The sequence below is a fragment of the Coriobacteriaceae bacterium genome, from assembly GCA_025757745.1.
Classification (GTDB): Bacteria; Actinomycetota; Coriobacteriia; order Coriobacteriales; family Coriobacteriaceae; genus Collinsella.
Map to the genome: position 1 here is coordinate 1,023,926 of CP107217.1, position 14,745 is coordinate 1,038,670.

Consider the following 14,745-nt stretch of genomic DNA (forward strand, 5'->3'; position numbering starts at 1 on the left):
GTCGAAGGCGTGGACACGTGAAGATGGCCCATTCGCGTGTCGCGGCGCGTTTCCGCGAGCCGGATGGCTTAGTACACCATTCCCATGGCTTCGCGTACCTCGGCGAGCGTCGCCTCGGCGACCTCGTTGGCACGGCGATTGCCCTCGCGTAGGACGTCCTTGACGTAGTCCATATCCTGGACCAGTTCCTCGCGGCGGGCGCGGATGGGGGCAAAGTACTCGTTCACGCTTTCGGTGACGTACTTCTTGAGCTGGCCGGAGCCGCCCATGCCGATCTCTTCGGCGATCTCGACCTCGGAGCGGCCGGTGCAGATCGCGGCGGTGGAGAGCAGGCCGGATACGCCAGGGCGCGCCTCGGGATCGAACGTGATCATACGCTCGCCGTCGGTCTGGCTCTTCTTGATGCGCTTGGCGGTCTCCTCGGCGGTCATGGAGATGTTGATGGCGTTGCCGTAAGACTTGCTCATCTTGCGCCCGTCAAGGCCAGGCAGCAGCGGCGTATCGGACAGCAGAGCGTCGACCTCGGGGAACACCTTGCCGTAGCGGTTGTTAAAGCGGCGGGCGATGGTGCGGGTAAGCTCGATGTGCGGCAGCTGGTCGCGGCCGACGGGCACGACGTTGCCCTTGCAGAACAGGATGTCGCAGGCCTGATGCACCGGGTAGGTGAGCAGAAGGCCGGTGAGCTCGTGTCCGCTGGCCTCCATCTCGGCCTTGACCGTGGGGTTGCGCTGGAGCAGGGCCTCGGAGACGAGGGAGATGAACGGCAGCATGAGCTGGTTTGCCGCGGGCACGGCGGAGTGCGTGTAGATCATCGTCTTGTCGGGGTCCAGGCCGCAGGCCAGGTAGTCGATGACCATGTTGTAGACGTTGTCCTAGATGTTGTCGGTGCTGTCGCGGTCGGTGATGACCTGGTAGTCGGCGATGAGCACGTTGGTGTGGACGCCCATGTCCTGCAGCTCGACACGGCCCTTGAGGGTACCGAAGTAGTGGCCGAGGTGCAGACGGCCGGTGGGGCGGTCGCCGGTGAGCATGGTGTACTTCTCGGGGTGCTGCGGCAGGTCGGCGCGGATCTGGTTGCTGCGCTCGAGGCTGACCTCATAGCTGAGCTCGTTGGGCATGCTGTCTCCTTTTGGGTTGAGTGCCTGGCCGGCATTGTCGGTCTTGGTTGAAGATGAAGCTACCAGAGAAACGGCGTCTCTTGCCGGAATCAACGATGGTTTTCGCCGTGTCGTCCCGCAGGGTCGTTTCCCTTCTTGGGAAGGAGCCCCTCGATATGCTCGAGCCGCTCCTCATGGGCCACGTGCGCCGCGCGCTCCTCGGCGGCGAAAGCGGGGTCTTCGGGCGTGACGGTCTCATCTCGCTGTCGACTCCGGTACCACCGCGACGGCGCTCCTGAGCCTGCTCGTCGACAAGCCGGTGACTATCTACACCACCAACGGCTATGCATGTCGGTTTACGGGCGAGCTTGCTGCTAAGGTGGTGGTAATTGGCGGCGACTTCAACCCCGTTACCTGCTCGCTCACCGGTCCTATGGTTGAGAGCGCGCTGCGCGAGCTGTACTTTGACCGGGCGTTTATAGGTGTCAACGCGGTGGACGAGGACCGCGGTATCATGACGCCAGGTTATCCCGAGGCTATCAAAAAACGTATCGTGATGCAGAATTCCCAGGCGAGTTACGTACTCGCCGATAGCTCCAAGTTCCACGTGTTTTCAAATGTAAAGGTGTGCGACCTGGAGGGCTTTACTGTTATTTCCGACAGGCGCGACTCCAAAATCAGCGAACGCGTCAAAATGATCACGGCCTAGGACACTGGGGCATCGCATCTTGCCCTCAAGCCGTTGCCCACGTAACGAAGCGTGGGGCAAACGTGCGCCCCATTCCTGATTTGGGGACTAGCTTAGTTCGTCGGCTATTTGGTGCTCGTAGAAGGTTTCTACTACGGCGTTAAAGTCGCGGGCGAAGTCTTCCATGGTTCCACGCCAGGTGGCTCGGCCGGGCTTTCCTTGGCCCACATAGGCGGTTTGAATGCCGCAGGCGGGGCTGGGGAAATCGCGCTTGGGGTCGTTGCCCACCATGAGAACCTCATGTGGCTCGAGCCCCATGACCTGCAGCTGCTCTAGATAATATGTGGCATCGGGCTTGCAGCGCGTGGCGTTGCCCATGTGCGTTACGAGCTCGAAGGGCGCGTCTGTCAGCTCGCCCCAGCCCATGCGGCACTCGATGGCCCCTTGGGGAAAGCTGGGGTTGGTGAAGAGCGCACAGCGCAGCCCCGCGTCCTGTACGGCTTGAAGCGCGGCGTGCGCACCCGGCATGGCTTTTGCGTTGATCATGTCATCGTTCTTGTACGGCAGAACTTCGTGATCGTAGTAGGTAAACGCCTCGTAGATAAGTGGGTCCGAGAGGCAAATGCCGCACCGGCGCTCGACCTCGGTCTGGTAAAACTCAAGATTGGTGCGATTGTCCGTGCTGCTGCGGCGATTGGCGTTGAGGTCGACCAGGATGGTGCCGAGGCGCGCCATCGTGCCCCCGCGGCTGCGACGTCCGATATCCGCGAGCATCGACGAGACATCCTTAAAATAGCGAAGGATGAACGCGTTGAGGTTGATGCTAAGAAGCGTCTCGTCCATATCGAAAACGACTGCTTTGAGCACGCGGGCACCTTTCTCGAAAAATCGTTCCAGAATCGTATGTCTGGGATACTTTACCCCAAAGCAGTGTGCCTAGCTGCTCATCGTCAACTTGTGGAGACAGTCGTTCACAAGATTGCGAAAAAGTCTCCATACGAGTAAAAAATCGCAGTTCACGCTTGAAATCGAAGCGATTTCCCCGTAATCTATACGGATGTGATTGCATAAGCGTCACATCAGTATCTGTCGGCTCCCGAGTGTTCCTAAACGTTGTGTGCTTGTCGCACCCATCTGTAGGTCCTAGCAATCGGGGCCCCGTAGTTCGAAAGGGGTCCACCTTTGAGTGAGATTCAGAACTCGTCCATTTTCTCTCTTGACGATGTCAACGAGGAGGAGATGAACAACCTCATCGACGGTACGATTACCGACTTTGATGAGGGCGATCTCGTTAACGGCACTGTCGTTAAGATCGAGCATGACGAGGTACTCGTTGACATCGGATTCAAGTCCGAGGGCGTTATCCCGGTCCGCGAGCTGTCCATCCGCAAGGACGCTAACCCTGCAGACATCGTTGCACTCGGTGATCCCATCGAGGCCCTGGTTCTCCAGAAGGAGGACAAGGACGGTCGTCTGGTCCTGTCCAAGAAGCGTGCCGAGTACGAGCGTGCTTGGAACCGCATCGAGGAGAAGTTCAACTCCGGCGAGAACGTCGAGGGCGAGGTTATCGAGGTTGTCAAGGGCGGCCTGATCCTCGACATCGGCCTGCGCGGCTTCCTGCCCGCTTCCCTCGTCGACCTCCGTCGCGTCAAGGACCTCACCTCCTACATGGGCACCCGCATCGAGGCCCGCGTCATCGAGATGGACCGCAACCGCAACAACGTCGTCCTCTCCCGTCGCGTCGTGCTCGAGGAGTCCCGTAAGGCCGAGCGCTCCGAGATCCTGTCCAAGCTCAAGTCTGGCATGCGTCTCCAGGGCACCGTTTCCTCCATCGTCGACTTCGGCGCCTTCGTCGACCTCGGCGGTATCGACGGCCTCATCCACATCTCCGAGCTCTCCTGGAACCACGTCAACCATCCTTCCGAGGTTGTCAAGGTCGGCCAGGAGGTCGAGGTCGAGGTTCTCGACGTCGATCTCAACCGCGAGCGCATCTCCCTGGGTCTCAAGCAGACCACCGAGGATCCGTGGCGCGCACTGGTCAAGAAGTACCCCGTCGGCGCTATCGTCGAGGGCACGGTGACCAAGCTTGTCCCGTTTGGCGCTTTCGTCGACCTGGGCGAGGGCATCGAGGGCCTGGTGCACATCTCCGAGATGGCCAACAAGCACGTCGATCAGCCTTCTCAGGTCACCCACGTGGGCGACAAGGTTCAGGTGAAGGTCATGGAGATCGACCTCGACCGTCGTCGTATCTCCCTGTCCATGAAGTCCGCTGCTGAGACTCTGGGTGTCGAGATCGAGGTTACCCCGCTGCCTTCCGAGAAGAAGGACGAGGAGACCGACGCCGAGTAAATCGGTTTGACGATCACTTGTTTTAAGGGATCCGTCCGTAATGGACGGGTCCCTTTTTACATTTGGCACCGAGATGCGCAATGCTGCCGGGCTGTCCACAGGCTATTGGATTGTCGGTGCATGAAAAAAGCCGACATCCCGCCTCGGGGAGGAGGCGGGAACACACCGAGTAGACGGAGGGGTGCGGAGCGCGGTCGCGTCTCGACTGACGACGTTGCCCATCGACAGGATCATTGTAACGCATGGCGGTTCTTGGTTTATCGTGTCGAGCGTTTGCGTTGTGCCATTGCCTGCGGTAACGGTGTGTTACACTCTTGCACTGCTGAGTGGGCCAGACGGTCGCGCGATGTGCTGCTTGCAGTACGCGTGAGGAAAGTCCGGGCTCCAGAGGGCGGGATGCCGGCTAACGGCCGGGCGGAGTGATCCGACGGAAAGCGCCGCAGAAAAGAAGACTCCCACCTGCGCCGCAAGGCGTAAAGGGAAAAGCTGAAACGGTGGTGTAAGAGACCACCAGCGTCGTGGCAACATGGCGGCTTGGCAAGCCCCATCCGGAGCAAGCGCGAATAGGAACGCTATGGGCCGGCCCGGTCCGCGTTCGGGTAGCGTGCGTGGAGCTGCACGGTAACGTGCAGACAAGATAAATGACCGTTCACGACAGAACCCGGCTTACAGGCCCACTTGGCATTTTTGTTACCCTGACAATCGGTACGGCCTTTGCCGTATTATTGAGGCTGTTTGTTGCTGCGCTTTATTTTGTTGAGGGGCTTTGTTGGACAGCTATTTTACTCTGCAATCGAATATTGAGGCTTCGGGCGAGTTTGTGGACCGCAAGAGCCGGTTTATTGCCCAGCTGGTCCATATTGAGTCCGAGGACGAGGCGAATGCCTTTATCGAGATGGTTCGCAAGCGTCATTACGACGCTCGACACAATGTTCCCGCGTGGATTTTGGTCGATGGGCGTGAGCGCCAGAGCGATGATGGTGAGCCGAGCCGTACGAGCGGCATGCCGACGCTCGAGGTGCTGCGCGGAGCGGGGCTCAAAAATGTTTGCTGCGTAGTGACGCGCTATTTTGGTGGTACGTTGTTGGGACCTGGTGGCTTGGTACGCGCCTATACCGCGGCGACGCAGACGGCGGTGGCTGCGGCTCAGGAAGCCGGGCAGATCGTTGAGATGACGAGCGTCGTGCCGGTTGATGTGCGTGTGGCCTATCCACAGTATGAGCAAGTGCTTCGTTTGGCCCAGGATTCGGATGCCAAGGTTTCGGATACCGATTACGCGGATGCCGTGACGATTCATTTGGTGTTTAAGGCGGGGGAGCAGGAGCCGTTTTGCGCTAAGATGCGCGAGCTTATGGCGGGGCGTGAGGAGATTGAGGTCGGCGCTCCCGAATTTGCCGAGTTCTAACGACGACGGCCGGCGTGCTTTTGGATGAATCCCAAGCGCGCCGGCCGTCGTTTTATGTTGTCGCCGTTTACTCGGCGAGCTGCTTTAGCACATCGCAGGCGATGTCGACGGCGTCGTCGATGCAGCCGGGGCAGCTGCGGAGCGGACCCTGGTCCGATCCGACGCCTTTGAGCGTGCCGCAGACGGTCGTGGTGTTCTTCTCGCCAAAGCGCTTGGCAATCTCGCGCGACAGCTTGTAGGTCTGGCCCTTGGTCTTGGGGTTCTCCATACCGTCGCTCATCACAAAGCCCATGATGGCCACGGCGCCCGAGATGGCGCCGCAGGTCTCGGTCATGCCGCCCATGCCGGCGCCAAAGCCCTCGGTGAGGGTAAAGGCGATCTGGGGGTCGAGCCCCACAGCGGGCGCGAGCGTGCAAGCGACAGCCTGGGCGCAGTTAAAGCCGCGGGCGTGGTACTCGGCAGCCTGAGCCTGGCAGGCGGCAGTGTTGAGCTGGGTGGTATCGATCTGCTTCATCGTTGTCTCCTTGTTCATGGTGTACCCGCCTATGGTACCCTTGCCGGCGCATTCGCTTATCGAGACCGCAGTGCATATCTCATTGTTTTTCGCCATTGAACACTTTCTTAAGATTTGGGACAAATAAACCTGATTAATTTGTCCCATAACCTATCGGCGGGATGGGTTGAGAGGGGTGCGGGGTAGCGGTATCGTGAACCGAATAAAAACAAAACCCAAGTAAGGGAGTTGGATATGAGCGAGCAGACCATCGGTACTACATGTGTTCAGGGCGGCTATCACCCGGGCGACGCGGAGCCGCGCCAGGTGCCCATCTACCAGTCCACCACGTGGAAGTACGACACGTCCGAGCACATGGGCAAGCTGTTTGACCTGGAGGAGTCTGGTTACTTCTACAGTCGTCTGCAGAACCCCACATGCGATCTCGTTGCCGCCAAGATCTGTGAGATGGAGGGCGGCACCGCTGCGATGCTCACGAGTTCGGGCATGGCCGCGAACTTCCTCGCGATCTTTAACGTGGCCGGTGCCGGCGATCATGTGGTCGCTAGCTCTGCTATTTATGGCGGTACGTATAACCTGCTCGCCCACACCATGGGCCGCATGGGCGTGACTTGCACGTTTGTCGCCCCCGACTGCACCGATGAGGAGCTGGAGGCAGCCTTCCGGCCCAACACCAAACTCGTCTTTGGCGAGACGATCGCCAACCCCGCCCTTGCCGTGCTCGATATTGAGCGCTTTGCCAAGGCCGCACATGACCACGGCGTGCCGCTGATGGTCGACAACACCTTCCCGACGCCCGTGATGTGCCGTCCCTTTGAGTGGGGCGCCGACATCGTTACGCACTCCACCACCAAGTACATGGATGGACATGCTGCCTACCTGGGTGGCGTGATCGTCGACCACGGCCAGTTTGACTGGATGGCCCATGCAGACAAGTTCCCGGGTCTCACCACGCCCGACGAGAGCTATCACGGCGTGACCTATGCCGAGAAGTTCGGTCGCGAGGGTGCCTTCATTACCAAGGCAACCGCTCAGCTCATGCGCGACCTCGGCCCCATGCAGAACCCGCAGGCGGCGTTTTTCCTGAATAGCTCGCTCGAGAGCCTGCATGTGCGTATGCCGCGTCATTGTGAGAACGGCCTGGCCGTTGCCAAGTTCCTGCAGAGCCATCCCAAGGTGCGCTTTGTGAGCTATCCGGGCCTGGAGGGCGATAAGTACTATGACCTGGCTCAGAAGTACATGCCCAACGGTACCTGCGGCGTCGTGAGCTTTGGCTTTAACGGTGGTCGCGCGGCGGCCGAGACCTTTATGAAGAGCCTCAAGCTCGCCCAGATCGCCACGCACGTGGCCGACGCCCGCACTTGCTGCCTGCATCCCGCTAATGCCACGCATCGCCAGATGAACGATGAGGAGCTCATCGCCTGTGGCATCTCCGCCGACATGGTGCGCCTGTCGTGCGGCCTCGAGGATACGGCCGATCTGATTGCCGACCTTGAGCAGGCGCTCGAGCAGTGCTAGGCTAGCGTTCGCATAAGGCGCCGATGCTGGCAGAAAGCTTCGGCGATCTTTCGTTCCGATTCCGTAGGCGGGACCCCAATCGCGACTGTTTGTAGGCGATTGGGGCCCCGTTTTTGCGTTGCGCCACTCGAAAGGATGGATATGGAGAAAACCGCAGAGCAGCTGCGCCGCGAGCACATTGCCCTTGAGGGCGACACCCATGGCAAGAACAAATGGGCGATTCTGTTTACCGTGCTCATCATGACGTTTATGTCGTGTCTGGATTCGACCGTCGTGACCGTGGCGTTGCCCGTGATGCAAAAGGAGCTGGGCGTGGGCCTCGACCGCATCCAGCTGGTGAGCTCGGTGTACCTGCTTGCGACATGCGTGGCTATGCTGCCGTTTGGCCGCTTGGGCGACGTGCGCGGCAAGGTGGGCGTATTCCAGCTGGGCGTAATCGTTTTTACGGCTGGCTCGCTGCTTTGCGGCCTTTCGAGTTCGCTCGAAGTTCTTATTCTGGCACGCATTGTGCAGGGCGTCGGCTGCGCAGCGGCCATGGCCAACAACATGGGTATCATCACCGAGTCGTTTCCGGCGCGCGAACGAGGCCGTGCCATGGGTATTCTCGCGACCTTCGTGGCCCTCGGCATGATGTGTGGCCCCGTACTCGGCGGCGTGCTGGTGGCAAGCTTTCCCTGGGAGAGCATCTTCCTCATCAACCTGCCCATTGGCGTCATCTCGTTTATCGTGGGGTTCTCCACGCTGCCGCATGTTAAGCCGGAGGCCGGCGAGCGCCCCATGTCCCTGATCGAGGCTGCTCGTCGCTGCTTTGCAAATTCGGCCTTCACCATCAACCTCGCCTGCATGCTCATCGTGTTCGTTGGTATTGGCGCATCAGAGTTTATCCTGCCGTTCTATTTTCAGGACGCCCACGGATTTGGTTCCGACATTTCCGGATTGCTCTTTTTGGCGCTGCCGATGGTGAATGCCTTTATCGGCCCGCTTTCGGGTACGGTTTCGGACCGTGTTGGCTGCGAGGGTCCCACGGCGGTCGGCCTAGGCGTGTACGTATGCGGTCTTTTTGCGGTAAGCACGCTCGACGAGTACTCTTCCATCCCTGTGATCGTGTGCTGCGTCGCGTTTATGTCGTGCGGCACGTCGATTTTCCAGAGCCCCAATAACTCGCTGTATATGGGCTCGGCTCCGCGCGAGGCACTCGGCTTTGCAGGTAGCTTGGGCAGCTTGGCGCGCTATGCGGGCATGGCGCTGGGTATTACGGCAGGTTCGCATATCCTCTATGGGCAGATGAGCGTGGCGATGGGCGAGGCCGTGACCAGTTTTGTTGCAGGCCGTCCGGATGTATTCCTATTCGGCTTTCGCTCGGTGTTCTACGTGCTTATGGCTGTGGCCGCTGTGGGCTTTGCGCTTGCCATGGTGCGTTTGGTGAAGATGCGCGCCCGCCATTAGCGTGTTGGGAGGCTGTCTGCCACGATTCGCGCCGTCCCAAAAAGACTGGTTTGTGGTGCGATGCGGCTTGTGGGGCGGGCGGGGGTCGGTCCGTGGTAGACTATCGAACAACGTTTATTAATCGCGCGGTATCGTTGCCGCGAGAAGGGGTTGCGCCATGCAGGAGCTTGAGGATCGTATTCGCCATGACGGCATCGTAAAGGCCGGTAACGTCCTTAAGGTTGATGCCTTCCTCAACCACCAATGCGACGTTGAGCTGTTCGACCACATGGGCGCCGAGTGGGCCCGTCTGTTCGAGGGCGTCGAGATCAACAAGATCCTGACGATCGAGGCTTCGGGCATTGGCATGGCTTGCATTGCAGCCCAGCATTTTGGCGGCGTGCCGGTGGTCTTTGCCAAGAAGGCACAGTCCATCAACCTCGACGGCGAGCAGTATGCCACGACCATCTACTCCTTTACCAAGCAGAAGGAGTACCCGGTCATCGTTGGCAAGCGCTTCCTGTCCGAGGGCGACAAGGTCCTGATTATCGACGACTTCCTGGCCAACGGCTGCGCGCTTGAGGGCCTTATTAAGATTTGTGAGGCTGCGGGCGCCGAAGTTGCCGGCATTGGCATCGCCGTTGAGAAGGGCTTCCAGGGCGGCGGCGATAAGCTCCGTAAGCGCGGCTTCCGCGTTGAGAGCCTGGCCCGTATCGCCGATATGGACTGCGACACCGGCGAGATCACCTTCGCTTAAGCGCGTAACACAAGCGATTGGTATGCGATGTGACAAAGGGACTTTCCCTTTGTCACATTTTTTGTATGAGGGGAGGTGTTGATATGGATGAGAACAAGATGGGATGGCGCGAGTATGCGCGCTATGCCGAGATGTCGGTCGAGAGGTTGGCACGCGACTGCGAGGTTCAGGTGTTTCGCGCGACAGGTCCGGGCGGACAGGGCGTGAACACGACGGACTCGGCGGTGCGTATGAAGCATGGGCCCACGGGGATTGTTGTGACGGCGCGCGAGAGCCGTAGTCAGTTTCAGAATCGCGCGAGCTGCCTGCGTAAGCTGCGCGCTGAGCTGGAGCGTCGCGGGCGTCCACCGCGCCGACGCGTAAAGACTAAGGTGCCTCTGCGCTCTCGCCAGCGCAGGCTCAATGACAAGCACTTCAACGCGATTAAAAAGGCCAACCGTCGCAAGCCGGGGAGCGACGAGTAGCCGATTGTTTCGCTGGTCTTGCTAGCGGGTGGGGTGCCAGACTTGGAGGGCGCCGGGTAGGATGTCGACTTCGATGCGCGAGGCGACGATGGGCTCGCCGTCGGCCTGAATGGGGTAGTCGGGCTCCTCAAAGGTGAACTCGGCATGGCGGCAGCGGCGCATGCGAATCGGCGGCAGTTTGGTATGGTGGCCGTCTTTGGCCGAAAGGAACATGGGCAGGGCAACCGCGCGTGGGACGGGACCGCAGGCGTAGCAGACGTCGAGTATGCCATCGCAGGGATCGGCATCGGGGCAGATACGATAACCCGAGCCATACGTGGGCCCCAGCTGAATCGCCATGATAATCGCCCTCACGCGCTCGGCGGGCGTGCCGTCAAAGCTGGCTGTCATGGGGTAGTTGCGATAGCGCAGACCAAACTGCTCAAGTCCCGAGAGGGTGTAGAGAGGAGCGCCCGTCAAGCCGGTCTTTTTGCGCAGTTCGGTGGTGCCAAGGCCGATGGCAGCGTCGATGCCGACCGAGAGCGTCTGGTCGTAGTACTCAACGGTAGCCTCGCCGCTGCCGCTCGCAGGGCTCCACGAGCGAATGCGCCCGATGTCCTGACGCTGCAGCTCGCAGGTGAGCAGCGCGCCAAAATCCTTGCCGGAGAAATCGTCGATGCCGAGCGCCTGGGCAAAATCGTTGCCGGAGCCCACGGGCAGGACGGCAAGAGCGGGGCGGGCGTCCTCCTTTTGCGTCATAAGCCCGTTGACGACCTCGTGAATCACGCCGTCGCCGCCGAGTGCGATAACGGTGCGATAGCCCTGAGCCTGTGCGGCCAGCTCCTTGGCGTGTCCCATACGCTCGGTCAACACCAGGTCAAACTGGGATGCGCGTGCAGTCATGTCCAAAAAGCGTTGCAGACGTTCGGCAACTTCGCGTGCCGCACCCGACTGGGCGGCTGGGTTGGCGATGATGAGCGTGCGACCAAAATCAGTTGCGTGCATGGGGCGACTCCCGGCGTGTGACATGACGGTGCGGTCGCGCTCGGGTTACGTTGCCCCGATTGTGGCTGCACGGCGATTATTACATCTACTCTATCAGGTCGTTGTGGCGCTCGATAGCGTCCGCTACCGTACCGCCCTCATCCACAATAAGCGAACGGCGCTTGGGTGAGATGATGCGCTGGGCGGGGTACACGCCGCGGTGTCCGCCGGTTAGGTAGCTGATAAAGGCCACGATGACAAAGAACCCGGCGGCCGTTCCGTGGAACAGATCGATGGCCATCATACAGGTGGTGATGGGCACGTTGAGGCCGGCGCAGAACACGCCGAGCATGCCGAGAGCCGCCAGAAAACTGGGGTCAAGCCCGGTAAGGCAACCGATCCAGCCACCGAGTGCCGCACCGATGCCAAACAGGGGCGTGACCTCGCCGCCTTGGAAGCCCGCGCCCAGGGTAAGCGCTGTGACGACCAACTTGATGGCTGCGTCCGCCAGGGTGGTGTTGCCTGCAAATCCGGCGCCGGAAAGCCACGTGGAAAGGCCGGCGTAGTCCCAGGCGTCGAGGAGGGCATAGGCGGCCAAAACCACGAGTGCGCCTATGAGTGCGCGGACGAGGTAATTGGTGATAAAGCGACCGTACAGGCTTTTGACGGTTCGAACCGACCAGGCAAAGAGGCGTGCCGTCAGGCCGAAGATAATTGCGCTGATAACAACGATGACAACCGTCCGTGGTGTCATGTTGGGAACGCTGGCGATGACATTCGCCTCGTACTCGGTTCCCAAGGCAAGCGACGTAAAGTAGCCGGTAAACGAGGCGACCAGGCAGTAGATGCCCGCGGTGTAGTCGATCTTTCCGATAAAGCACATCTCCATGCCAAAGAAAGCTCCGGCAAGGGGCGAACCGAATACGGCGCCAAAGGCCGACGAGATGCCGGCGAGCATGAGGTCGTGGTGGTCATGCTTTTTGAGGTGGGCGAGGCTCGAGATGTTGCTGGCGATGGTGCCGCCAATCTGCACCGCGGCTCCCTCGCGACCGGCCGATCCGCCCGTTAGGTGCGTGAGCGTAGAGCAGACGAAGGTGAGGACGGCCATGCGCATATGGATGAGGCGTGTGCCCAGAGCGGAGTCGATGACCAGGTTGTTGCCTCGTTTGGCAGCAAGGCCGTGGTTTTTGTACACCCATGCGGTGGCAATGCCCACAACGGGAAGCAATGCGTAGACCCACGCGTGGTGCTCGCGATAGTCGGTCGCGATATTCAGTGAGGCCAAAAACGCCCAAGCGGCAACGCCCATGGCGAGCGAGACGATGACGACGAGCACGAGCAACTTGGCGCTCGCGAGTAGGTTGCGGGCGTTGCGGCGCGTGTCGGCAGCCAAGAGATGCTCGGAGCGGGTGAGCTGTTGCCTGCCTGCCATGATGACGTCGTTAAGGGAGAAAAGGCCGCCGTCGTCGAGCGGCTGGGAATGATCCTGCGCCTCGTTTGCGCTTTCGGGTTTGTCGGTAAAAGTCATACGTTCCTCTTTTTGGTTGCAACACGAGCATTATAAAACGCGGTAAACGCGACGAGCCGGTGGGTTGGTTTTGGTTTTGTTTCGCGGCTTGCGGCCGACAGATGTATTCGCGGCCGCGGGCCAGGTCTTGAGCAGGCGGCGAGGGATTATACTGAGATAAACATAAAGAATCGGCGTTTTTGTTGCGCGCCGCAGCATGCTAGAGGTGCATATGGCTGAGAAACTCATTCCGTTGGAGGACGCACAGGCGATCGTCTTGTCGCACGTGAATCGCACCGAAGTTGTCGAGATTCCCGTGTGGCAGGCCGCCGGTCTTCCCTTGGCCGAGGACGCGGTGGCCGATATCGACATCTCGCCGTTTGCCAACAGCGCTATGGACGGATATGCCGTGCGCTCGTCGGACTTGGCGCAGGCATCTGGCGAGGCGCCGGTGACGCTCGACGTTATCGGACACGAGGCCGCGGGCCATGTGTTTGAGGGCGCAATCGGCGCGGGTGAGACGGTCCGCATCATGACGGGCGCGCCGGTACCCGAAGGTGCCGATGCCGTGGTGAAATACGAGATCGTCGACGTGCTCGATGGCGACGGCAAAGAGGGCTCGCGTGTGAGGTTCTCGGCGCCCGCCAAGGTAGGGGAGAACGTTCGCTCTGCCGCCGAGGAGGCCCATGCCGGCGATGTCGTGATGCACGCCGGCGAGGTCGTGGCCCCGGCCGGCGCCGGCCTGTTGGCGAGTGCCGGTTACGCAAGCGTGAAGGTGCACGCCGCCCCGCGTGTGGGCATTATCTCGTTGGGCACGGAGCTGGTCGCGCCGAGTGAACTGCCGGCACGCGGACAGATTCGCGATTCCAACTCCTCGGCGTTAATGGCCGAGGCGCTCGACGCCGGTGCCGATCCGGTGTTCTACGGCATTGCGCCCGACGACGAGCGGGCAATTGCCGAACTCGTGCATCGCGCCGCGCAGGAGTGCGATTTTGTGATCACGAGCGGCGGCGCCTCTGCGGGCGACTACGACTACGTGACGGCGCTGGTCAAGCGCGAGGGCGAGGTGCTGTTCGATCGCATCTCGATGCGTCCTGGCAAGGCCATTACGTTTGGCTTGCTCGGGGGTAAGCCCTACCTAGGGCTTTCGGGCAATCCCGCGGCGGCGTATGTGGGCTTTGAGATGCTCGCCCGTCCGGCGATTCGCAAGATGCGCGGCTTTGCCGAGGGTACGCGTCCCGTGCAGCAGGCGATATTGACGCACGGTGTGAAGAAGCGCCAGTATCGCCGCTTCTTCGATCGCGCCACGGTTTTGCGCGACCCTGAGACCGATGAGCTGTTGGTGACCGAGGCCAAAACGCAGAATTCGGCGCTGCTCGGAACGATGCAGCGGGCCAACTGCCTGCTGCGTATTGACGAAGGACCGTGCGAGCTCAAGGTGGGCGACGTCGTGGATGTCGTGCGTGTCGACCTGCCTGAGGACACGGTGCTATAGGAGGAATGCTATGGAGTTGAAGGTTTCGATCGTGACGTGCTCAGATACGCGCGATCTTGCCCAGGACGAGGCGGGTGCTGCGCTCGAGGAACTCATCGTGGCGCAGGGCTGGACGGTCGCCTCACATGTGGTCGTGCGCGACGACGTCAGCGAGATTGGTGATGCCATCGTGGAAGCTGCCGATGAGTGCCACGCCAATGCCGTGCTCACCTGCGGCGGCACGGGTCTTTCGATGCGCGACGTGACACCCGAGGCGACGCGTGCCGTCTGCGACCGCGACGTGCCGGGTATTGCCGAGGCGATTCGCGCGTACTCGATGACCAAGACGCGCCGCGCCATGCTCTCGCGCGCTATTTGCATGCAACGAGGTCATACACTTGTCGTAAACTTTCCCGGTTCTACGAAGGCCGCCCGCGAAAGCTGGGAGGCCGTGAGCGATCAGCTGGAGCATGCGGCCCAAATGACGGCGGGCGGCGGTCACGCCAAATAAGCGCACTACCTGCGGCGGAGCGACCTTGCGAGTCACTCCGCCTTTGTTTTCCGCCGAAGCGACGCCGAGGTGC

General features: G+C 60.7%; 12 protein-coding genes, 1 other RNA gene and 2 pseudogenes. 10 read left to right on the forward strand and 5 right to left on the reverse strand.

Annotated elements, in window-relative coordinates:
* Positions 1-68: 68 nt before the first annotated feature.
* Positions 69-1,118, reverse strand: a pseudogene (gene trpS / locus OGM60_04315) (tryptophan--tRNA ligase).
* A gap of 250 nt (positions 1,119-1,368) precedes the next feature.
* Between trpS and OGM60_04320 the strand changes: the two are divergent.
* A pseudogene (locus OGM60_04320) lies at positions 1,369-1,806 on the forward strand (DeoR/GlpR transcriptional regulator).
* Positions 1,807-1,893: 87 nt separating this feature from the next.
* Here the strand turns inward: OGM60_04320 and OGM60_04325 are convergent.
* A complete protein-coding gene (locus tag OGM60_04325; GenBank protein UYJ00023.1) occupies positions 1,894-2,652 on the reverse strand; it encodes an HAD family hydrolase in 759 nt (252 codons plus the stop codon).
* Positions 2,653-2,967: 315 nt separating this feature from the next.
* Here OGM60_04325 and rpsA point away from each other — a divergent pair, with 315 nt between their 5' ends.
* The 3 genes from rpsA (at position 2,968) to OGM60_04340 (ending at position 5,539) form a co-directional block, all read left to right on the forward strand.
* Positions 2,968-4,134, forward strand: a complete 1,167-nt coding sequence (rpsA, locus tag OGM60_04330) for a 30S ribosomal protein S1 (protein UYJ00024.1) — start codon at positions 2,968-2,970, stop codon at positions 4,132-4,134.
* Positions 4,135-4,457: 323 nt separating this feature from the next.
* Positions 4,458-4,819, forward strand: an RNA gene (gene rnpB / locus OGM60_04335) — RNase P RNA component class A.
* Positions 4,820-4,900: 81 nt separating this feature from the next.
* Entirely contained in the window at positions 4,901-5,539 is a 639-nt protein-coding gene (locus tag OGM60_04340) for a YigZ family protein (GenBank protein ID UYJ00025.1), read from the forward strand.
* 67 nt (positions 5,540-5,606) lie between these two features.
* Here the strand turns inward: OGM60_04340 and OGM60_04345 are convergent, their stop codons facing one another.
* On the reverse strand, positions 5,607-6,053 hold the full coding sequence (locus OGM60_04345; GenBank protein UYJ00026.1) for a C-GCAxxG-C-C family protein: 447 nt from the start codon (positions 6,051-6,053) through the stop codon (positions 5,607-5,609).
* Positions 6,054-6,287: 234 nt separating this feature from the next.
* On the opposite strand from OGM60_04345, the gene OGM60_04350 reads away from it, so the two are divergent.
* The 4 genes from OGM60_04350 (at position 6,288) to OGM60_04365 (ending at position 10,217) form a co-directional block, all read left to right on the forward strand.
* Complete coding sequence (locus OGM60_04350; protein UYJ00027.1) at positions 6,288-7,571, forward strand: O-acetylhomoserine aminocarboxypropyltransferase/cysteine synthase; 1,284 nt, start codon at positions 6,288-6,290, stop codon at positions 7,569-7,571.
* Between the two features lie 141 nt (positions 7,572-7,712).
* Positions 7,713-9,017, forward strand: coding sequence for an MFS transporter (locus OGM60_04355; GenBank protein ID UYJ00028.1), 1,305 nt, complete (start codon positions 7,713-7,715; stop codon positions 9,015-9,017).
* 157 nt (positions 9,018-9,174) lie between these two features.
* Positions 9,175-9,753 carry a xanthine phosphoribosyltransferase gene (locus OGM60_04360; protein UYJ00029.1) on the forward strand — a complete coding sequence of 193 codons (579 nt, stop codon included), beginning with the start codon at positions 9,175-9,177 and terminating at the stop codon, positions 9,751-9,753.
* A 98-nt stretch (positions 9,754-9,851) separates the two neighbouring features.
* On the forward strand, positions 9,852-10,217 hold the full coding sequence (locus tag OGM60_04365; protein ID UYJ00152.1) for a peptide chain release factor-like protein: 366 nt from the start codon (positions 9,852-9,854) through the stop codon (positions 10,215-10,217).
* A 21-nt stretch (positions 10,218-10,238) separates the two neighbouring features.
* On the opposite strand, the gene OGM60_04370 is transcribed toward OGM60_04365, so the two are convergent.
* Complete coding sequence (locus OGM60_04370; GenBank protein UYJ00030.1) at positions 10,239-11,201, reverse strand: diacylglycerol kinase family protein; 963 nt, start codon at positions 11,199-11,201, stop codon at positions 10,239-10,241.
* An 85-nt stretch (positions 11,202-11,286) separates the two neighbouring features.
* Positions 11,287-12,708, reverse strand: coding sequence for a chloride channel protein (locus OGM60_04375; GenBank protein ID UYJ00031.1), 1,422 nt, complete (start codon positions 12,706-12,708; stop codon positions 11,287-11,289).
* Positions 12,709-12,919: 211 nt separating this feature from the next.
* Between OGM60_04375 and OGM60_04380 the strand changes: the two genes are divergently transcribed.
* Positions 12,920-14,182, forward strand: coding sequence for a molybdopterin molybdotransferase MoeA (locus OGM60_04380; GenBank protein UYJ00032.1), 1,263 nt, complete (start codon positions 12,920-12,922; stop codon positions 14,180-14,182).
* A gap of 10 nt (positions 14,183-14,192) precedes the next feature.
* Entirely contained in the window at positions 14,193-14,672 is a 480-nt protein-coding gene (locus OGM60_04385) for a MogA/MoaB family molybdenum cofactor biosynthesis protein (GenBank protein ID UYJ00033.1), read from the forward strand.
* The last annotated feature ends 73 nt before the right edge of the window (positions 14,673-14,745 follow it).